General features: G+C 61.6%; 8 protein-coding genes, 1 tRNA gene and 2 pseudogenes. 9 read left to right on the top strand and 2 right to left on the bottom strand.

Going from position 1 to position 22,155, the window contains the following annotated elements; all coding sequences use genetic code 11:
• Positions 1–280: 280 nt before the first annotated feature.
• The 5 genes from ACPW96_RS08175 (at position 281) to ACPW96_RS08155 (ending at position 8,765) form a co-directional block, all read left to right on the top strand.
• Positions 281–2,995, top strand: a complete 2,715-nt coding sequence (locus ACPW96_RS08175) for a DNA methyltransferase (protein ID WP_425882660.1) — start codon at positions 281–283, stop codon at positions 2,993–2,995.
• Positions 2,992–4,977 (top strand): DEAD/DEAH box helicase, encoded by a 1,986-nt coding sequence (locus tag ACPW96_RS08170; RefSeq protein ID WP_425882659.1) that lies wholly within the window; start codon positions 2,992–2,994, stop codon positions 4,975–4,977. Before ACPW96_RS08175 ends, ACPW96_RS08170 begins: the two co-directional genes overlap by 4 nt.
• The gene (locus ACPW96_RS08165; protein ID WP_425882658.1) at positions 4,974–6,167 is read left to right on the top strand and encodes a GIY-YIG nuclease family protein; all 1,194 of its coding nucleotides are present in this window, start codon (positions 4,974–4,976) and stop codon (positions 6,165–6,167) included. Before ACPW96_RS08170 ends, ACPW96_RS08165 begins: the two co-directional genes overlap by 4 nt.
• Before the next feature lie 200 nt (positions 6,168–6,367).
• Positions 6,368–7,336, top strand: a complete 969-nt coding sequence (locus tag ACPW96_RS08160; RefSeq protein ID WP_425882657.1) for a hypothetical protein — start codon at positions 6,368–6,370, stop codon at positions 7,334–7,336.
• A gap of 295 nt (positions 7,337–7,631) precedes the next feature.
• Positions 7,632–8,765 (top strand): hypothetical protein, encoded by a 1,134-nt coding sequence (locus tag ACPW96_RS08155; RefSeq protein WP_425882656.1) that lies wholly within the window; start codon positions 7,632–7,634, stop codon positions 8,763–8,765.
• A 246-nt stretch (positions 8,766–9,011) separates the two neighbouring features.
• Here ACPW96_RS08155 and ACPW96_RS08150 read toward each other — a convergent pair whose 3' ends face one another.
• On the bottom strand, positions 9,012–9,944 hold the full coding sequence (locus ACPW96_RS08150; RefSeq protein WP_425882655.1) for a restriction endonuclease: 933 nt from the start codon (positions 9,942–9,944) through the stop codon (positions 9,012–9,014).
• A gap of 502 nt (positions 9,945–10,446) precedes the next feature.
• Here ACPW96_RS08150 and ACPW96_RS08145 point away from each other — a divergent pair.
• The 4 genes and pseudogenes from ACPW96_RS08145 (at position 10,447) to ACPW96_RS08130 (ending at position 19,305) form a co-directional block, all read left to right on the top strand.
• Complete coding sequence (locus ACPW96_RS08145; protein WP_425882654.1) at positions 10,447–10,572, top strand: hypothetical protein; 126 nt, start codon at positions 10,447–10,449, stop codon at positions 10,570–10,572.
• Positions 10,573–10,868: 296 nt separating this feature from the next.
• Positions 10,869–10,941, top strand: a tRNA-Ala gene (locus ACPW96_RS08140).
• A gap of 405 nt (positions 10,942–11,346) precedes the next feature.
• Positions 11,347–12,018 (top strand): annotated as a pseudogene (locus ACPW96_RS08135) (SpvB/TcaC N-terminal domain-containing protein); the annotation flags it as partial.
• Between the two features lie 126 nt (positions 12,019–12,144).
• Positions 12,145–19,305, top strand: coding sequence for an FG-GAP-like repeat-containing protein (locus ACPW96_RS08130; protein WP_425882946.1), 7,161 nt, complete (start codon positions 12,145–12,147; stop codon positions 19,303–19,305).
• A 550-nt stretch (positions 19,306–19,855) separates the two neighbouring features.
• On the opposite strand, the pseudogene ACPW96_RS08125 reads toward ACPW96_RS08130, so the two are convergent.
• Positions 19,856–21,158 (bottom strand): annotated as a pseudogene (locus ACPW96_RS08125) (ISL3 family transposase).
• Positions 21,159–22,155 lie beyond the last annotated feature (997 nt).

The following is a 22,155-nucleotide window of genomic DNA, read 5'->3' as shown; positions in this document are numbered from 1 at the left end:
AGCAAAGCCTGCGACGAATTTGTGCGCACAGACCAAAGGAGATGCCCACGCAACCTCGGCGAGAAGGGAAGCATTGATTGCCGGTAGGTCTCCTGAACGTGGGGCGCGACCACTCGGTCAGGTGAAGCCCAATAGGATCGCGTTGTGAACGCCTCCGCCAGTGAAAAGCTGAGTCGGCCATCCGTAGCTGCGTGACGCTCGGACATCGAGCTGTGGAGAGACCGTTGAGCTCGATGTCCGACGCCCGTGATGAGATCTAGACCGTGAAAGCAGACCGTCAATGGCGAGGCTGACCCTCAAAGCCATCCAGGAGCGCGTGGCTCCTCTTGCCGGCCGCGACTCGTATGACCGCGAGTTCATCTTCGACCTGTTGCTCGCGTACGGGAAGCCGCAGGCAAACGTCACGCGACTGCGGAAGGGCTCGCTCAGCGTCGCCGACGATAAGGCGACCGAGGTTGCGCAGAAGAACGTCGTCTACTTCAAGGAAACGGCGGAGGATCCACTCGGCGTGATCGACGAGCTCAAAAGCTCCCCCACAGTCGTCCGGTACAACACGCGGTTCGTGATCGTCACCGACTACGACCAGCTACTCGCCGTCGACACCAAGACCGGCGAGAACCTGATGATCCCGATCCGGGACATCGACCAGCACTTCACATTCTTCCTGCCCTGGGCCGGCATGGAGAAGGCTCAATACGTCGGCGAGGCGCATGCCGACGTGAAAGCCGCCGAGCGGATGGGCAAGCTCTTCGACGAACTGCTCGTCGCAAACCCGGGTCTGCTAGAGCTTCCGAACGGCCGGCATACGCTGAACATCTTCTTCACGAGGCTGCTGTTCTGCTTTTTCGCCGAGGACACCGGGATTTTCGACGAGAGTCAGTTCATAAACGCCGTCGGGTCGCACACCCAGTCCGACGGATCGGACGTCGCAGATTTCCTCTTCGACCTGTTCACGGCGCTGGACACGGAGAAGCCCGAGGACAAGCCGAGGCACCTCGCGCGTTTCCCGTATGTCAACGGCCGGCTCTTCACGATGAAAACCGACCACCTCGTGCCGGCATTCACGAAGAAGGCCCGCGACCTGCTGATCGAATCGGGCACACTCATCTGGCGCGAGATCAACCCCGACATCTTCGGGTCGATGTTCCAGGCGATCGTCACGCCCGGCAAGCGGTCGGACCTGGGGCAGCACTACACCTCGGTACCGAACATCCTCAAGACGATCGAGCCGCTATTCCTCGACAGACTAAAGGAGGAGTTCGACGCTGGCTACGACTCGATCAAGAGACTCGAAGCATTGCTGACCAGGATCAGCGAGATCAAGGTCTTCGACCCTGCTTGTGGTTCGGGGAACTTCCTCATCATCGCCTACAAGGAGCTCCGGCGTCTGGAGCACGCGATCCTCGAGCGGCTCGCGGAACTCGATCCCCGCTATCAGGTGCTGTACGCGGTGTCGAAGATCAACATCGAGAACTTCTACGGCATCGAGATCGACGATTTCGCCGTCGAGGTGGCGATCCTCTCCCTGTGGATCGCGAAGCACCAGATGAACGCCGAGTTCAAGGCGAAGTTCAACCTCTCGATCCCACTCATCCCCCTCAAAGAGACCGGCCAGATCCATGCGGGCAACGCTGCTCGCGTCGACTGGAACGTCGTCTGCCCTAACGATGGCGGCGAGATCTATTTGATCGGGAACCCGCCGTACAAGGGTGCAAAGAATCAGACGCCTGAAATGAAGGCGGATTTTCTCTCTGTGTTCGGGCAGAGGCCGTACTCCAAGAACCTGGACTACATCGCGCTGTGGTTCGTGAAGGGCTCGGACTACATCCAGGGGACGCGAACAGAGCTCGCATTCGTGACGACGAACTCAGTCGCCCAAGGTGAGCACGTCGGGCTGATGTTCCCGATTATCTTCGCCCAGGACATCGAGATCGGATATGCCTACACCTCCTTTAAATGGGAGAACAACGCCAAGCGAAATGCCGGCGTCACCGTCGCTGTCATCAACCTCCGCACGAAACGATCCGGGACGAAGTACATCTACACGGATGGCCTGGAGGTCGAGGTGACAAACATCAACGGATACTTGGTGCAAGGTTCCGATCTGATCATCTCAGGCCGTAGGAAACCGCTGGCGGCTTTGCCCGCCATCTCGAACGGCAGCATGCCCAATGACAATGGCCAGCTGTTGTTGTCTTCATGGGAGCGCAACGAGCTGCTGTCCAAAGATGAACGAGCTCGCAGATTCGTAAAGCGATTCACGGGGACAGACGAGTTCATTGACGGTGTAGACAAGTTCGCGCTCTGGATCGAGGACCACGCATCGGAAGAAGCATGTCGCGTGCCTGTCCTCGCAGCGAGGATCGAGCAAGTCAAAATCCACCGACTGAAGAGCTCAAGGGGAGCGACCGCTCGCCTCGCCAGCACGCCTTGGCGGTTCGGCGAGATTCGATACCGCGAAACTGACGCAATCTTGATCCCGCGTCACTCGTCGGAAAGACGGGCATACATCCCCATCGGGTACCTGGGACCGCAGACGATCATTGGAGACTCTGCGAGTGCCGTTTACGACGCGGCTCCCTGGGTTTTCGGTTTACTGACCTCTGCTATCCATATGGCCTGGGCTCGGGCAGTCGGTGGTCAGCTCGAAACACGGATCCGCTACTCCAACACCATCGTTTACAACAACTTCCCAGTCCCGCCGCTCAGCGACGAGCTGAAGGAGCAGCTCACCGTCGCGGCGCTCCGAGTACTCGACGTGCGGGAGTACCACTGCGACAGGACACTCGCCCAGCTGTACGACCCGGACCTGATGCCAGAGGACCTTCGCGGGGCACACGCCGACGTCGACGCGCTGGTCGACTCGCTCTACTCAAAGCGCGGCTACGAGACCGACGAGCAGCGACTGTCCGACCTGTTCGCCATGCACGAGGCCATGACCACTGCGGAGGCCGTGAAGGCTCCGGCAAAGAAGACGAGGGGTGCGCGAGGGTGAACGCGATCAAGAAGCCGGTCAACATCGTCAACGTGACCTACGCCCGCACGGGCGGGTCCGTGAACACCGACTCGATGGGCATGCGCGAGATGCAGCAGCGCGTCTTCGCCAAGCGGGACGCTCAGCACTTGCTCGTGAAGGCGCCGCCAGCGTCGGGCAAGTCGCGTGCGCTGATGTTCGTGGCCCTCGACAAGCTCTACAATCAGGACCGCAAGAAGGTCATCGTCGCCGTCCCGGAGCGCTCGATCGGCGCATCATTCTCGTCGACGAAGCTCACCGAGCACGGGTACTTCGCCGACTGGGAGGTCAAGCCGGAGCACAACCTGTGCGACGCCGGCTCCTCGCAAGGCAAGGTCGGCGCGTTCATCGAGTTCCTCGCGGGTCCGGCCGCTGTCCTCGTGTGCACGCACGCGACGCTGCGTTTCGCATTCGAGAAGCTCGCCCCGGAGGCGTTCGACGGCACCGTGCTCGCGATCGACGAGTTCCATCACGTCTCGGCGGATGTCGAAGCCAACCGCCTCGGCGCACTCCTCAGGGACGTCATGAACGGTTCAGACGTGCATATCGTCGCGATGACCGGCTCGTACTTCCGCGGCGATTCCGTGCCCGTATTGTCGGCCGAAGACGAGGCGCGGTTCACGCCCGTCACATTCAACTACTACGACCAACTCAACGGGTACGAGCACCTGCACTCGCTGGGGATCGGTCACCACTTCTACCAGGGCCGCTACACCGACGCGATCAGAGAGGTCTTCGATCTCGACAAGAAAACGATTCTCCACATCCCGAACGTCAACTCAGGCGAGTCAACCAAGGACAAGATCGAAGAAGTCGGCTTCATCATCGACTCGATCGGCCACGTTGAGTCCACAGACCCGGAGACCGGGATCATCGAGGTCCGTCGCACAGACACCGGCGAGATTCTCCGTGTGGCCGACCTCGTCGACGACACAGACCTGAAGAAGCGCGGGGACACGTTGCACTACCTGAATACGGTGGCATCCAAGGACCGTCGCGGCGTGGACGTGATCCTCGCCCTCGGCATGGCGAAGGAGGGCTTCGACTGGCCGTTCGCCGAACATGCCCTCACGGTGGGCTACCGAGCTTCGCTTACGGAGGTCATCCAGATCATCGGCCGCGTCACCCGTGACTCGCCCGGCAAGGACCACGCTCAGTTCACGAACCTGATCGCCGAGCCGGATGCCTCTCAAAGCGAGGTGAAGGTCTCAGTGAACAACATGCTCAAGGCGATCACTGCGTCGTTGTTGATGGAGCAGGTACTGGCGCAGAATTTCGAGTTTAAGACCAAGCGCGCCGGCGACGACGAGCCAACTCCCCCCGGCGTCATCAAGATCAGGGGATTCAGGGAACCCTCGACGCCGCGGGTAAAGCAGATCGTCGAGACCGACCTCAACGATCTCAAAGCCACGATCCTGCAAGACGACACCTTCGCGAAGGGGGCATTCGGTGGGGTGGACCCGGAGATGGCGAACAAGGTCCTCATCCCGAAGATCATCCGGGAGCGCTACCCCGATCTGGACGAGGCGCAGGTCGAAGAGCTGCGGCAGCAGGTCATCGTGGACTCGGTCATCAAGAACGGCGAGGTGAAGACCGTTGGCGACAAGCGGTTCCTGAAAATGTCCGAGAAGTTCGTGAACATCGACGACATCAACATCAACCTCATCGACTCGGTGAACCCCTTCCAGCGCGCGTTCGAGGTGATCTCGAAGTCGGTCACGACGTCGGTGCTGCGGATCATCTCCGACGCGATCACCGCCACCCGGGTCGAGGTCACCGAAGATGAAGCGCGCACGCTGTGGCCGAAGATCCAGCAGTGGGCGAAGGTGAACGGCCGCAAGCCGACCATCAGGTCCGAGGACCCCACCGAGAAGCGCTACGCCGAGGTAGTGCTGTTCCTGCAGCGTAAGAAGCAGGAGCGCGAGGCGGCAGAGCGCGCGACTGAGATGGTGGACGAGTCTTGAGCAACGCTGACGACATCGACAATCTCGAGGGCGAGATCCCTTCGAGCATCGACGAGATCCTGGACTCCGACGTCGATGGTCTGCTCGACAGCCCCGAGGCGCCGCAGAAGATCACCTCGGCCGATCGGCTCCAGCGCGCCTTCCTGGAGATCGTTGAGTTCCGGCGCACCCATGACCGGATCCCGAGCTCGACGACACGAGAGATAGCCGAGCGCAAGCTCGGCGCCCGGCTGGACGGGATCCTCGTGAGCGACGAGAAGATCGAGGCCCTCAAGCCGCTGGACGAGTTCGGTCTCCTTACGATGCCCGAGGCGCCGGCATCGATCGATGAGCTCCTCGGAGAGGACGAGCTCGACCTGCTGGCCTATGAGTCCGGCTTGATGGACGTCTCTGACCTGCCGGTGCGCCGGCAGATCTTCGAGAGCAAGAATGTCGCGCGTCGGGAGAAGGCCGAGGATTTCGAGCAGTTCGAGCCGCTGTTCAAGCAGAAGCACGAGGAGCTGCGCGACGGCGCGAGCAGGATGCTCCCCTACCCCGGCATGTCGCACATCGTGCCGGGCGCATTCTTCGTCCTCAACGGCGTCATGCTGTTCGTTGCCGAGGTCGGTGAGACGGAGTACAAGCAGACCACCGTGCGCGAGAACAAGCGCGAGCGGCTCAGGGTCATCTTCGAGAACGGCACCGAGTCGTCGATGTACCGGCAGTCGCTGGGGATCCGCCTGAGCGACGAGGACGGCCACATCCTGGTGCGGGCCGAGCTTCCCGAGATCCTCGACGCCGACGAGGTCAGCGGATACATCTACGTGCTCCGATCGAAGAGCAATGATCCACAAGTCGCAGAACTTCAGCACCTCCATAAAATCGGATTCACCCGAGGGGCGGTCGAGGAGCGAATCAAGAACGCCGACAAATCGCCGACGTACTTGATGGCGCCGGTCGACATCGTGGCGAGCTACCGCACTTACAACCTGAAGGCGTCGGCGCTAGAGAACCTGCTGCACCGGCTTTTCGCCGCCGTCCGCCTGCATCTCACACAGGCCGACCACAAGGGGCGCGCGTATGACCCGTCGGAGTGGTTTGTCGTGCCGCTCGACGTAATCGACCAGGCGATTGAGCTGATCATCTCTGGCGGCATCGTCGACTACGTCTACGACGCGAAGAACCAGAAGCTCGTTGCGAGCGCCGATTGATGCATGGACCGAGGTGAGACCCACGGCGAGATCGATGTATCCGGCGAAGCTCATCGAGAAGTAGGGCAACCGTCAGGCGCTCCGATTCCTTGGGCTCGAAGTTCGATGTTCGCCACGTCCGGCTTCCGTGCACTGACCGATTGAGGATCACCGTAGGGCGACTTCTCAACGTTGGTCACCACGGGACTAGCTTTGAAGTCGTGTTACGCCCGGTCATACTTCCTGACACCAACGTCTGGAACTTCATCGTCGACGCCGACGCCATCGAGCCCATCCGCAGAGCTGCCAAGCAGTTCGACGTTGCGATCGCGGCTTGCCCGGCGGTCGGCTACGAGTTCCTTCGCGCCGAAAACACGGACGCGAAGCGGCGACGAATTGATGCACTGACTCGCGGTTCGTGGGTACGTCTGATGCCCGAGTCCTATTCGGAAGCACTCGAGGTCAGGGAAGCCATTCGTTCACTGCATCCGGAATGGATCAACCCGCAGCCGGACCTTCGAACGTGGCAGTTGAACAAAGCCGACTGGGAGTCTGGTTGGTGGCGGAGAGCTCGTCACGACCCGTACACCATGGCCATGCATATCGCACAGCTCGAGGGAGACGGGCTCGACCTGGCGCGGAGGGAGGCCATCCAACTGCGCGAGCAAGCTCAAAGGTACCGGTGGACATTCGAGACCATCTCGTTCGACATTCAGGATGTGGCGCCCGAGGGCCTGCCCGGATGGGACGGGAAGCCGTTCGATCTGTGGCGGGCACACGCTGAACATAGATGGCGGAATGCGCTCGAGCGCGAGCGCGGCGCTGACTTCCAGTGGCTGTCCCCGTGGCTAGTGAGAGATATCGATCGCGCAGAGTGGAACCTGATGTGGCTTCGTGAGGTCACACCTGCGCAAGTGCCCCGAGCCTGGTTTAGGTGGGCGTTCCAGCATCTGCAAGCAACGCGCGCAACGAACTCAGGGACCCCTGTGGACAATCAGATCGCCACGTACCTGACCGAGTGCGACCTGTTTGTCACAGCCGACAAGGCATTTGCTGCGTGCGTGGAACGGATCCGTCCGCACTCCCCAACCGTGCTAGCTCGAGGTGTTCGGGTCCGCGCGAACTCCGAGGCAGTGGACGACCTCCTCTCCGTTATGGAGGAACTCGCGTCGGCTGAAACCCCCGACTGAGAGACGCTCCTCCGACCACGTGTGCCGGGGCGGGGGATCGAGCGCCAAGCGAGCAGGCTGGTGCAATTAGTGGAGCCACGTCCGGACATGGGCGGATAGGGATCGTTTCGAGCGAACTGGTCGAGCCTGGGCATCAATGGGCTCATCTGGATTGCCCGCCGAGGGATGCATTAGCGAGCGTTCTGCGAGACGATTCTGAACGATCCGGGACCGGTTCTCGGCCAGGGAGTCACGGCGCGATCGTAGTGAAAGGGAGCTCGGGGCGCGTGGTGCCGCTGTCGCCGTAGCGTTAATTGTGCGTAAGGACTCAGATGCGGCAAGGCAGCTAGGCGCGGATGGCAAGACGGAAGTCCGGTTGATTCCGATTCTTCTGTTCGTTGCTTTGGGCGGGCTCTGCATTTTTATCGGCGGGTCGATCGCCTATCAAGGGACAGCGCTTCGAGGTGATCACGCTTCATTCTGGTCGGGCCTTCTTGTGAATGTAGGAACATCGCTCCTACTAGCTGCGGCCCTCGTCTGGTTCGAGCGTGTCGTGATCAACGAAGTTCAGAAGAGTAACCAGGCCGCCGTCGATTCTGCGGCTACGTCCGCCGCACGGGCCGTTGAGGACCGCGTGGGCGGGCGCCTTAACGAGCGGCTAGATGAACTCGACCGTCGCCTCGAGGCGGCGACAACCGACGCAGCCAATGCCCGAATGAGGGCGGCATCCGACGTGGGAGACCTCACCTTCGAGTCAATGAAGAGGGCGCTGTCCCAGGCCCGAGCCATAAACGCCATCGCTTCCCGCCCCGGTTACGCAAGTGATGTGGCGACGATCATCGTCCCCGCGGGTGACCACCGCGACGCTCCGCAAGTTCAGGTGATCTACTACCCCCCGTCGAACGAGTATGGAGAAGTCATCGACTTTGACGTCCATACGGCAAGCGGTAGCGCTCGCGGCACTTGGACCGCGGACAGACCGGTGGCCGACGCGTTTGCCGAGCTTTCGCAGGAACTAGTGACAATCGGCGAACGCTCGGCGGCTCACGCACTGTCAGCGGAGGCTGTCTTTCGAAACGTCGGGTCCGTACTGTTCGACGCTGTCGCGGGCCGCCAGGGGGACGATTCATCGTGGACGCAGGGCGAACCGGTCTTCGAGATGGTCGCAGAGGGGTGGATAGTTTCAACGGCGGGGATCGAAGTCCGTGACCACGGCGTTGTGCTGGAAGCCTCACAGTTCGGTTCGTACGGGCGCCCCGGCTACGGAAGCCAGTCGAACCGCGTACATGGAGAAAACATCCCAACCGCGCCACCTTCTGGGCTGGACGTGGGGATCTGGGAGCGTGCGATCAAGCAAGCGAGACCCCACATCCTCGGAGTTCCGCTCGGGTTCCCCGTTCCTGAGATGCCACCACCTGGACGAGGTAGCTCAACGCCGCCTCATCGTTAGAGGTATGGGCGTCCCTTCCGATTGGGCACTCGCTCCGGCCGACATTACGTCGTCCCGGTCTTCGTAGTATCGAGGAGAGACTTCGCCGGCCACGCAGGAGTGGTTGTGAAGGCGTCGGCGGGAACGGGACCACTCTTCCTGACAGGATCTCACTCGCCGGGTTTTCGTCCGACAACTCTTAGAGTTCAGGTCCCCGTATGCGACCAAATATCGACAATCCCGTGCCCAGTGCCCGGGGAGGGATCGCTATTCGAAGAAGTCCTCGTCGACCTCGACGATTTCGACCGTCCGGCGCACCTGCGTGCCGATCCGATACCGGATCATCAAGCCGGCGAGCCGCTCCCCGTCGATCAGAACGACGCTCTTGCTGCTTCGGTCCGCCGCCACCTCGGCATCTCTCGTGTAACGACTCGTGGTGAAGAACACTCCGAAGCTGGCCTTCTGTGTGTCAAGTGAGCCGAGGAATGTCCGGACGGTGTCGCTATCCACTGCGCTGTCGCGGAATCGCTTTGCCTGGATGTAGATACGGTCGAGGCCCAGGGTATCGCGATTGATCACTCCGTCGATTCCCCCGTCGCCTGACGTCGTGGCGCGCAGCTTCGTTCCCTCGGTTCCGTACCCCATTGTTGCCAGGAGTTGGCGAACGGTTCGCTCGAAAAAGCGCCAATCCCCGTCGCGTAGCCGCTGTAGAAGATCCACCGCCACACTCTGATCGGTGTTGGCCTTGGCGGCATCGAGCAGATCGTCGGGGTCGCTGGACGGTGTGTCGATGATCTCGGGTAGAGCCTCAGGCTGGGAGGTGGAGACGCGACGTTTGACTTCGTACTCGTCCCACGCCGGCAACTCCTCTAGAGCCGACTGTTTGAACTCGTATGGGTGATCGGCAAGAAAGGCACGACCGGCGTCAGTGATGCGGAACACGCCACGACGCACGGTCTCGAGTAGGCGCGCGCGTGTCAACGCCGACTTGGCCCAGCCCACGCGGTTCTCCGCCGCATAGTTGCCCGACGAACCGTACTGAACCAGGCGGAGATCCTCAGAGACCCCGGCACGGTCGAGCGCAGCCGAGTACAAGTCTCGGCGTGCCCAATCTCTCCCGTCCGCGGCAACCTGCAGAAGGGGATGCATGAACTGCCACCACTGGGGAATCCCCAGCTCGGTCACATTGACGTCGGTCATAGCTATGGCTCCGCTCGGTGTGCGGGAGTGTCGAGCGGCCGAGACGTCATCGTGGGCGAGACTGAGGCCTCCCGTCATCACACGAGCCACTCTAGTTAGAGACCTGCTCCCAGCACTGACATCATCCGGGCGGCGGCCATCGCCGGACAAGAGGCGTACTTCAAGGCCCTTTGAATCGCACGCAACGGCCCGTGCCCTTAGGGACTCTTGCCACGGCACCGACTACAAATCGGTCGGCGTCTCAAGGCGGGTCGGCCGGGTAAGTGGACGTCGAGCCAACTGCCCGTTGGGGGATCGTCAGCGAGCGAGCGCGGGCAAGGCGAAAGCGTGGGTTCGCAGGTAGAGAAGGTTGCAAGACCGGCACTCGAACCCCGCGGCGACGTCACGCAAAATCGTCTCGCACATCGGGCAATGCGGTTGTGTCAACCAGTCATCCATGCCAGAAGGCTAATTCGCCAGCGAGCTCACCCTCGCGAGTTTCCACAGGGATGCTCGCAAGTCGGTGAGGTGGCCGGAGACCACCAGTTTCCGGCAGTTCGACGACCTTGCTCTCTGGGGGATCCGATCGGAGCGCGTCGAGGAGGACGGCGCTGAGCTCGCCGCGGAGGAGACCTACGCGGTCGCGTGAGTTGGGCGGCTGCCCTATGCGACGTTCGCACGACGGCCTTGGGGTCGTTGAGGTCGACCCCCGAGGAGAACGCCCCCTCCTGGCGTCCCGGACGAGTGCCGAGGCGCGCCCGTTCCCCGCATGCCGCGTCGAGGGAATTGAGTGCTGGTCATTTACTGGACGGTTCAGATAGGTCGAGAGCCCTCGAGCACCATCCAGAAGCCCCGAACGCCGATCGCGTATGCTGGCAGTCATCACCACTGGAGTGAAGCCGAAGGGCGCGATTCCAGGGGTTTTGGGAACATATGAGACCATCCGGGCCTGTGGCGCAGCTGGTAGCGCACCTGCATGGCATGCAGGGGGTCAGGGGTTCGAGTCCCCTCAGGTCCGGACACCCTCAGGTCCACAATTGTCCTGAGTCGCGACAAAGGTCGGGTCTGCTGCACGAATAGGTGACATCCGATCTGGCTTGCCCGGGAGGGCTGCCTGGAAGGATGTTGCTGTGCCCCAGCCCTACCCGAGCGAGTTCCGTAATGACGTGGTGCGCGTCGCGCGGAATCGATTGAATCGCGTAGTCGCAAGAACCGAGGGCTATCCGCGAATGATCCCGTTCGCGGAACGCCTCCTTGACGTCGGGCCCTGCGGGTGTCAATATCAGCACATCGCGACTTGGTCTTCATCGGTGGTCCCGCGACGGCAACGTTGTATGCGCTACTGGTCTTCGCGCCGTTCATAGTAGTGAAAGGGGTCGATAGATCCGACACCTGCTGGCACAGATGACCAGCCCCGATATGGATGCGAGTTTCTCAAGGGGTCATGATGGCCCGACCGATGGTGTGGCGACATGCACTTGCGATCGCGCTGACCTTCGCGGTCCTCGCCTCCGTCGTGCCTCCGCCACACGCTGCGCGCGACCTCGCTCGCGCCTTGGACTCTCACACAGGAGGTGCGCCTGAAGTTTCCGAGGCCACGGAGAGTGGCGGATTCCGGATTGAAGTCCCTCACTTCCACGGCCTCCAACCGTCGCTTGAGGTAGATATCGGCTCCCGCAACCACGACGGTTGGCTTGGTACCGGCGCGACGTTGAAGGGTCTTACCGCAATCGAGCGCAGAGGGCGGAACTGGGGACCTCCCAGCTATGGACCCCATGACAAGTACCTCCTGGACGGAATGGAACTGGTCCGGTGCGACGTCGCGAGTGGATTCCCGGCGTGTCAGTCGCCTAGCCCCGGCCGTTCTTCAGATGCAGTGGAATTTAGGGAGCACATCGATAACGCTCGACGGATAGAGTTTACGCCGTCTGCATCTGGGGGTATCTGGACCACATGGAACCCGGACGGCAGCAGGGTCCTTTTCGCTCCTCGTGATGAGCCACGCACGGGTACAGTCACGGCCGCCGAGGCGCACGGCTGGCACGTTCGGTCCATTGAAGACACCTCTGGCAACCAGGTTCTATTCGAGTACGAGTCGGCACGGTCTTCCAGGGGGGTCGCCCGCGAGTATCTCTCCCGCATCACTTACGCGGACGTCGCAATAGTATTTACATCTGAGCTTCGGCCTGACCTAGTCATGCAGGCGGTTGGTGACAATTCAATGATCGTCACCGATCGACGGCTTGCGCGCGTTGATGTGCTTGTAGCCGAAACATTGGTTCGGGCGTACGCATTTGACTATGCGCCAATAGACATGGAGAGCCAGCACTCGACGCTCAGGAGCATCAGAAAGTTGGGGTCAGACACGATCCTGGATGCGGCCGGCGCGCTTGTTGCCGGCACGGTTGCGAGGCCGCTTACCCTCGATAGGTCTACCCCGGGAGCCGGAGACTTGGGATCCTTCTCCGCCTCTCCCGTTCAATCAGTTACGTCGAGTCTTGTCCCTGTCACTGGAAACGACGGACGCGACTGGAACAACGAAACAGGCCGACCCTTCTTCCAGCGGTGGCACGCGAGCCTCGGCAATCAGTGGCGAAGCGGTGACGTCGATGGTGACGGCCGATCCGACTTCATTGGGTTCACCATCGACAAGGAACCAGATGGTCGGTCGTATTTGCGCCTGCACGTTGCGATGCCAAACGCCGTAGGTGTGCGAGTTCCGATCCAGCCGAACACAGGCACATTCAATTACCGCTATGAATTTGATCAGCCCACCGCAGTCGCCTTTTCCGAGGAAAGGTTCCGAAGATTCCACAAGCCATCGTTCGAACCGCTGATCGGCGATATAAACGGCGACGGACTTGACGACATCGTGATCCTAAGCTCGAAGACGGGGGGATACGACGACTATCCGGAGAACGAACGCGTGTATGTCTACAGCTTCCTTTCGCGTGGCGACGGCCGCTTCAGCACTTGGCGACCGCGGCCAGTCGACCTGGACTGGCCAATTCGAGGCGAGTACGTTCCCGTAACGTGGGAGATCGAGCATGAGTGGTTCTTGGGTGATGCGGATGGTGACGGTCGCGAAGACATTATGGCGGTGATCGACCACCTGTACTGCGATCCCGCCGAGAGTGGGGTAACGGGGTGTGAGGTTGGCCGTCCAAGTAGGCACGTTGCCCTGAATGTCGGTTTTGCGCGGGGTGATGGATTGTGGCGCTGGGCGCACCCGCAAGAGACCGATTGGCGTGATTGGACGCGTGGGCACTGGTTCGTCGCAGACGTGGACGCTGATGGACGGTCCGATTTCCAAACTGTTATCAACGTGGAGGCGCATGACGAGTACACGTCGGACCATGCAGCAATTCAAACCGCCATGTCGCAGGGTGATGGCTCGTTCGCGGTTACGCCGCGTCCGTCGGGCTGTACCCCGAATGTTGCGGGTCCCTGGTGTGCGAGCGGGACCCAGGAGATTGCAGAACAGTGGACAGGCTGGGAAGGCGGAGTTCCTTGGGTTGACCAGTTTGGTGGAAGCGACGTTGTCCAGTCCGGTGACTTCGATGGTGATGGACGTCGTGACTTGGTCCTCGCGAACATCGACCCGGATGCCGAAGGTAAGACGGTGCGATTCATCTTCGCGTTCTCTGAGGGCGGCGGCCTCTCGCGAATCAGCGTTCACCACTCGGACCTCTCCGCGGAGCACCTGAACTTCTGGTGGACCACTGTCCGACGTCGTGACAACTACGCCAATCGCTGGTTGGCAGGTGACATCAACGGCGACGGCGTGACCGACCTAGCGGTCACCTCCCCGGACGTCTTCGCACCCGGCGACAACGGTAAGGTCGACCTGCGCGTTGCGTTCACGAAACTAATCTCTGACAAGCGGGGCGGATTCAAAGTTTCGCAGATTCCGCGAACGGACCTCCTCTACGAGTGCTGGTCGTCACAGGCGGATTCACGCGTATGTTCGACCGGCATGTGGTTCACACCGATGCTGGGCGACGCAGATGGGGACCGTCAGGCCGATCTGTACTATGCAGGTGGTCGCGAGGACATTCGATTTCAAACGTCCTTTCGAGTGCTTCTGGAGCCGCCCAGTCCGAACGCGGCACACGACTGGCTGCAGGGGGACGTGGATGGCGACGGCATCGAGGATCTCGTCTATCCGAACCACGTAAATCCCGGAGTAATTGTTCGCACCATCCGTACCACTGGAGAGACCCCGACCAGCTTCGACTCGCCGGTCGTCTTGAAGACCGTGCGGAATCCGATAGAACGAAATTGGCGGCTACAAGATGTTGGAAGCCTACGCGGCGGGCCCGATGGTCTGGCTGATCTGATTTACGTCCATTCAGACGATCCGCGCGTGGGTACGGACTTGCGATTCAGTGTCCTTCTAAGCCTCGGGAACGGCGAATGGCAACGCGCGCCCGATTCGGCATGGCAAAAGTATCCGCTGCGCGACGCCCAGAATTGGCGAACCAGTGACATCGATGGAGATGGAGATTCAGACCTCGTACACCTGAGCACCCGGGCGCCATTCGAGTCAGCGGGCTCGCCGGTCCGGATAGTCCTGGACGCAATGCGCTCGAACGGCGATGGGACCTTTTCAGCGTTGCCTCCGCATGAAACTTGGGCCTTCTTCGGCACAAATAATACAACGGCTTGGACAATTATGGACGTAGACGCAGATGGTCGCCAGGACTTTGTCCACGTCGCGTCTGACAGCAGTGGCACACGTGTCCGGTCTTTGCTCGCACGCGAAGACGGCAGTTGGAGTTCTCGGTCAAACGTCTACCCCGCAATAGAGGGCGTGCCTGGCGGAAAACTGTGGCAGGGCGCAGACGTAAATGGCGACGGGGTACCTGACCTACTAAACCTTGACGCAACCTCTGGCCGAGTATCTTCCACCGTTCTCCTCGGTGCGGGGGACGCGTCATTCGTGTCCGTACGGCGTCAGATCGATATGAGTGGCAAGACTTCGGATACTTATCGTTGGAGGCCAGCAGATCTGAATTCGGACGGTGCAGCCGATCTCGTCAAGATTGATTTCGGACCAACCGGCGCGCGGATACGCGTCCTGCTGGGAACATACGAAGGACACCTCGATGACTACTCGCCGCCTACTGTGCAGACAGAACATGTCGGCGGGGATGCCGAGTGGCGCTCGGTGGACGCCGATGGTGATGGGAAAACTGATCTGCTTCACGTAGAGGATTCATCGGCGCTGAGTCTTCGAACGCTACGCTCGACTTCACCATTGAGCCTGGTGACGGGAATCGACAATGGCGTGGGGTTGCAGACCTCCATAACCTACCTTCCGTCTTCGGACGCGAGAGTCGTGAATTACTCAGGGCCTGGGCTTTGTTATCTCCCGCATGGCGCGATCCTGCAGATGCCGTGGGTGATTGCGGAGAGCCAGGACGGCTCTCTAAGTGAGCGGCGGACGTTGTCGTACCGCTGCCCCGAGTGGTCCTTCTCCAGAAGAACATTGCTCGGCTGGGTGGAGACAACGGAACGCCGGCAAGGGACTCCTTCTCGCCCTGACGTCGTAGTGTCCCAGAGCCATCTTCTCGATGATGAATGTCTCGATCGCCCACTGCTCACAGCAGTCCGCGATAGCGTCGGTGACGTCCAGATGACGACATCCTTTGAGTATGATTCAGGCGCTGGCCCAAACGCGTGCCGCCCAAGTGCGTTAACCAGGTCTGAGCGCAGCGGTGGCGGAGCCGAACTGCAGTCGTCCATGTCGTTCATTTACGACCCTTTCGGGAACGTCGTGCAACGGTTCGAGGCCGGGGCGGTCGGCGATGCGTCTGACGATCGTGTACTCCGTCGGGAATTTGCCGAGGGTTCAGATGCTTGGACAGTGCGCCTACCTGTTCGTGAGACGCTGCACGACAGGCTGAGCAGCCCTGTGCCACAACTGTTGAGGGACGCTAGGTGGTGCTATGACGTACCTGTCGAGTTCACGATGGAAAGCTGCTCTGGGCCCATAACACGCGGGCTGGTGAGCCACGTTGGATTCCTTCAATCGGACGGCAGCCTCGCACAATGGAAGTACGAGTTCGACGCCTGGGGCAATACGGTCGCGGAGGTCGACCCGCTCGGCGCTAGACAGACGGCAGAGTACTTCAGCGGCCTTCCGCACCCAAAGCGGATGTGCGACGCGCTGGACCACTGTTCATCGTTCACATGGGATGCGTGGGGTTACCCAGACACATTCATCGACCCGAACGGTGAGAAGTCAACATGGAAGCGAGACTCCCTTGGTCGATTGTTGCGCCAGCAGTCTTCAAGCGGAGCGGACACGGGATACGAATACCTCACGGTTCCCGGGGCGCCGAACTCCCGGCGGATTCGCACCACGACAGCGGACCAATCGGTCGACGGCCTATGGTCGGAGTCACATGTGGACGCCTACAACAGGGTTTGGAAGACCGTCCGCGAAGGCGGGGCGCGAGGCTCTCTCGTGAAGGTCACGGACTACGACAATTCGTCCACACTGCCAGCAGCGAGTTGGGGCTGGACGACGCTCGCGTCGGGAAAGAGCGACGCAGTAGAGAGATACCAATACGACGCGCTGGGACGAATTATTGTAGCGACGCATGCGGACGGATCGAAGCAGACCTCACTCCACAAGACTGATGTGTCGCTTAGTCATGCCGAGCGGACCGATGAGCTCGGAAAAACCTCAGTCCTGTCCTATGACGCATTTGGGCGCCTCGCACGGGTGTCTGATGCTCCGGTTGCCATGGTTGGGGCGCCCATTCAATATGCGTATGACGGCGCCGATCAACTGCGCACGATTACGGACGGCAACGGAAACGTGACGATATTTCGCTACGACGTATCAGGGAATCGCACAGAGGTAGATGACCCTGACCGAGGCCTCTGGGCATGGTCGCACGACCGACTGGGTCGGCTGGCTTCCCAAGTCGATGCCAAGGGCACTCAGTTGCGGTTCGCATATGATGCGCTGAGTCGCGTCGTACGAAAGTCCTACCCCGACGGCTCAATTGCTGAGTGGCGGTACGACGAGGCGGGGCATGGGGCGAGCATTGGACGACTGACGTCCGCATCGGATCGAGATCGGTCGAAATGCGGGATCTCGCTGTCTCTCTCGTACTATCCGGATGGGAATGTGGCTTCGGAAGTGCACTGCGTTGACGGTTACAGTAACAGAACTGGATATGAGTACGACGCCATGGGCCGGCAGGCAGCGGTAATCTATCCCGACGGCGAGCGGCAGAGGTACGTTTACGATCAAGCCGGAAACCTTGCCAGCATGCCGGGGCTGGTGAGTGAGTTCAGCTACGCCCCCGATGGCAAGATCACCAGCCTGAAGCGCGAGAACGGCACGGAGAGTAGCTGGAAATGGGACGCGCAACGCGGATGGCTCGACTATGTTGGTACGTCGCTTGGGAATGGGATGCCCCTTGGCAACAAGATTCTGTTCGAAGAGTTCGCGTCCCACAACGCCGACTCTTCGGTCGCCTCGCTTAGACCTTCGGACGGCGATGAGACGGACTACTCGTATGACGAGCTAGGTCGGATCGTTTCGGTGGGTGGAGGTGAGAGTTTGACCGTCACGTGGGATACAAACGGAAATCTGACTAGTCGCTCGGACGTCGGATTATTCTCCTACCCATCGCCAGGGAGTTGTCGGCAGCATGTCGGCTCGGGATGCGAACATCCTCATGCCCCCATAACGGCCGGCAATCGTGCGTTTAGCTATGATGCAAACGGGAACATGGTTTCCATGACCTCTCTTTCGTCACCGTCGTTCGCAGGTGGACCTGAGCAAGCCGGCGCAGGGCAGCATATAGTGCAATCGAAGCAGCCAAATCGACGGCGAGACACGCTTTGGGCGATAGCCGAGGACTTCTTGGGCGACCCCTTGCGATGGCCGGAAATCTTCGCGCTCAACCGCGGAACTCAGCAGCCGCAATCACCATCTGGCCTATTCGACGATCCCCACTGGATCTATCCAGGGCAAGTTTTGCAGTTGCCTGCCGCGACGCTACCCGGCGACACCGCCTGTCCAGCTGTGAGTCAGGCCTCCGCGGGCTCAACACAGATGCATTATGACGCCGATAACAGGCTGACCTTCGCACAAGGCGCCGACGGCAAGTCCGTATGCTACCGCTACAACGCCAATGGAGACCAAGTGGCAAAGACGGAGGGGGACCGCACCGAAAGGTACTTCGGCCAGAGCGCAATTAGGACCGGGGGTCCACGTCATGCTGGACCTCTGACGAAGCTGTATTGGGCTGGAACGATGTTGGTTGCCATTCGCGCACCGGACGGGCCAAGGTACTTCCACGTCGACAGGCTGGGGTCTCCTCGCACGGTGACCGGTGCGACCGGCGCCGTTAGCGCTAGCTTTCGATATAACACTTTCGGTCAAAGGTCACCTGAGACCAGCAATCTCCGACCCAATGTGGCGTACACGAGTTCGCGATTGGATTCAGTTGGCTTGATTGCAATGGGTCCCCGGTTTTACGATCCCTCGATAGGCATATTTGTCAGCCCCGACCCGACGGTGCCGGATCCGACTAGATCGGAGGCTCACAATCCCTACTCCTACGCTTATGGCAGTCCACTGAATTGGACCGACCCAACCGGATTTGCGCCCGAGGAGAATTACAATGCGGATTACATCCCTGAGGAGCCCGGCGTAGGCGAGCTCGACAGTGCCGACCTGTCACTTACGGCGGTCGTTGAATGGGATGAGCCCGAACCGGCTGTTGACGAGCCTGCGTTAGATGAGGAGCCCGGGTTAGATGCTGATGGCTCCACGAACTGGTTGTGGGTTATTGAACAGACTCTCCAGCGGATCAATATTGATGCGACTACCGAGGATCGGGTGGCCCAAGTCGCTGCTATTCTCGAGCGCAATGGGCAGCCGCCGGGGGTGGCAAGAAGCGACGCAACGTCCATCATGCGCGGTTGGCAGGGGCTGGGTGCAACTATGGGCCTCGGCGCTAGTCGCGCATTAGGACCCCTATTCCGTTCACTGTTCGTACCCGCTCCAGTGGCTGGCGTCAGCACTTTGCAACTCCCGCCGACGGCTGCGCCGATTGCGCCGAAGGTCACGGCCGCCACAATTCGAGAGGCGATGGCGGGTGCTCCCCTCCAGTCCCAACAAGCCTCCGTGTCACTCCCAAGGGTTCAACAGGCGGTCGATCAGCTCGCCAGTGGCAGTCCCGCACCGCCAATCAAGGTTGACGGATCGATCATCGTGGACGGGAACCATCGGTACATTGCCGGTCGAATCCTCGGTAGGGAACCAGCGATTCAGCCTTGGGCGGGTGGTAGTCCGAATCGCGTGATTCCATGGTCACAGCAGAGAATCGACCCTGGGGACTGGGGGCCTTGACCCCGCGGGCAGCTGGAGTCTCGGCGCCCCGGGGTGCGATCTTGGCTCCGACGCCGAGACGCGGTCCCGCTGCTGCGTCGCACTGCAGCCCCGGGCGCGCCAGTTCTGTCGAGCATGGTGGTGTACGGAGCTCGGGACCGCGTCGCTGCAGACGTAGCGACGGTCACCGCGTGATCTTTCGAGAGAACTCTTCACATCCATCCCGCAAGAATCTTGACGATGACCGTCGCACCTCAGAATATCGACCCCGCCGTTTCTTGACGAGCAGCTCGCGCAGGCGTCTCCGGATCTGCTGCGGCAGATCCGCACTTCTGGGCGTGACGACGCCGCGCGGACCGCCAGACTGAGGGGCTGAGATGCAACTCTGCGGCACCCGCGTCCGACGCGTCGGCCTGCCACGCTCTGTGAGCGTTTAATGGTCCGAGTCGGACGTGCGCCCAACCGCAGCTTCCGTCGACCAGCCCGACCATGACTCGATCGCGCGAGCGGGTCGCAGTGTCGTCGGCGCTCGAAAACTGGACAGTATCGGCTTGAGAAGTGACCTGGCTCTTCACGAATGACGGTGTAGTGCGGGTCTGAAGCCGCCGGCTTCGAGCAGGCTGCGGTCGATGTAGTGGCTGAGGTTCCGGAAGCCGAGGGGGGAGCCGCGGAGGTGTTCGAGGCGACCGTTGATCGCCCCCGTGGGCCCATTGCTGGTGCCGGGTCGGTCGAAGAATGCGAGCACGTCGACGGCTCGCTGCTTGAGCGTGCGGCCGAGGCGTCGGATCTCGACCGGCGCGGCGGGAACCCGGCTGGTCATCACGGCGTGCATCGCCTGCTTACCCTTCTGCTTGTCGGGTTCCCGGTAGGCGGCGACGATGCGCTGGTAGATACCCCAGGTCGCCTCCACCTCCACATGCTCCTCGGCCGCGAACACCGCGTTCAGCCGGGCTTGCTGGCGTTCGGTGAGGAGGCTGGCACAGGTGTGCAGGGTGCGGCGGTCCCTGTAGAGCGGGTCCCCGGCCATTCCGCGGTGCCCGAGGGTGTCTCGCTGGACGCGTTGCCGGGTGCGGTCCAGCGCGTCCCCGGCGAGGCGGACGACGTGGAACGGGTCCATCACCGGGACCGCGTCGGGGAGTTCTTCGGCGGCGGCGGTCTTGAACCCGGTGAACCCGTCCATCGCGACCACCTCGATCGCCTTGCTCCACTGCTTCGGGCGGGCGGCGAGCCACTGCTTGAACACCGCCTTCGACCGGCCCTCGATCATGTCCAGCAGCCTCGCGGGGCCCGTCTTCTCGCGGGCGGGGGTGAGGTCGATGATGACCGTCACCTACTTGTCCCCGAACCGGGTGTGCCGCCAGACGCGCTCGTCGACCCCGATCGTGGTCACCCCGTCGAACCGGTGCGGGTCATCGATCAGACGTCGGCGGCCCTCCGCGAGAACAGCGTCGTTCGCAGCGCTCCAGGACACCCCGAGGCCGGCCGCGACGCGGGTGACGGTGAGATGGTCGATCACGATCCCGGTCAGCGCCCAGGCCAGCCCGCCACGCGAGATCTTCGCCCGCGCCGCGCCGCGCCGCCTTCGCGGTGTCTTGACGCCAGATCCGGCCGCACCCCGAGCACTTGTAGCGGCGGACACGGATGATCAGCGTCGTCGGCCGGTGCCCGAACGGCTCGTGCGCGAGCTCACGCGTGACCGTGTCTCTGGGGACGCCCTCCGCGCCGCACTTCCTGCACCACTGGTCGGCGCCCACCACGCTGCACTCCAGCACCGCACGATCGGGCGCGAGATGCTGCCCCAGCGCCTCGAGGCCGAGCTCATCGAGTCGGCAGAACGTCGTCAGGTCAGGGGTCGCGAAGGTAGCGTGAAGCACGTCGAGGTCTCTTTGCAGATGGGCAGCCTAGGAACGCCCATCCTCGGGAGCCTCGACCCCCAACCCCGACACCGACGCGCTCACACCACTACACCCTCATTCGCGAAGAGCCCGCAATGCTCGCGCCGATGCCTACGGCGTGGAGGCCGTCGACATGGGGGTCGGCGGATCGATTCGCTTCATCGCGGACCTCGTGCGCCAGTTTCCGGGAGCGCAGATCCTAGTGACAGGCGTGAAGGATCCTCACAGCCGGCACACAGTCCCAACGAATCCCTTCACCTGCAGACTTTCCGCAACGCCCTCGTCGCAGAGGCGCTACTGCTTGAGACGCTGAACACCCGGACGCTTTGAGCTGCAATTGCTCCCTTCGTCGATGTTGCGAGAGGGGCTGGGCTCGGCGACCTCTACCGTTGCAGACACGTCACTGAGGCTCGAGGGGAGACCACCGTTTCCTTCGGCGACGGCGTGCTTTGCTGCTACCCAACGAGCACCGCGAGAGAGGCTAGGAGCGGCCCACGGCTCAGAGCGTGTCACACAGCCATCACCGGCAAGGCCGAAAGTGCACCAGCACGAATGCGTGATCGCACTGGCATGGAAGTCGTTCCATCGCCGTGACCAGAATCGAGACCAGAAACTCCTTGAGCGAACCAGAATCAGCCCGTTCGCGCCCGTGGCAGTCCGTATACTAGGCCCATGAAAACCGCGGAAATCCGCGGAAGCTTGCGACAACACGACGGGGGAGTCGTCACCTCGACGACCTACCTTTGTTCTTGGTTCGAGTCCAGGTACCCCAGCTGAGAAAAACCCCCGCTCAGGCGGGGGTTTTCTCGTTCCCGCCGCACGAGCGCACGGCGCTGGGCGCCGTGTCACGAGGCCACGCCGGCGGATCCGAGCCTCGAGGCGCACGCCTCTGCCTCGGGCCGAACGCACACCGTCGGCAGTCCCGCCCGCCGACGCCGGCCCTTTCACCGGTGCCGCATGTCCCCTCCGGGCGGAT

Origin of the sequence: Micromonospora sp. DT81.3 (assembly GCF_049847225.1) — a bacterium.
GTDB lineage: Bacteria > Actinomycetota > Actinomycetes > Actinomycetales > Microbacteriaceae > Microbacterium.
The sequence above is the reverse complement of the archived record's forward strand: the minus strand, read 5'-3'. Positions and strand labels throughout refer to the sequence as shown.

Coding starts and splice junctions, on each gene's coding strand:
- ACPW96_RS08175 (WP_425882660.1), top strand. CDS start 281: ATGGCGAGGCTGACCCTCAAAGCCATCCAGGAGCGCGTGGCTCCTCTT.
- ACPW96_RS08150 (WP_425882655.1), bottom strand. CDS start 9,944: ATGACCGACGTCAATGTGACCGAGCTGGGGATTCCCCAGTGGTGGCAG.
- ACPW96_RS08130 (WP_425882946.1), top strand. CDS start 12,145: ATGATCGTCACCGATCGACGGCTTGCGCGCGTTGATGTGCTTGTAGCC.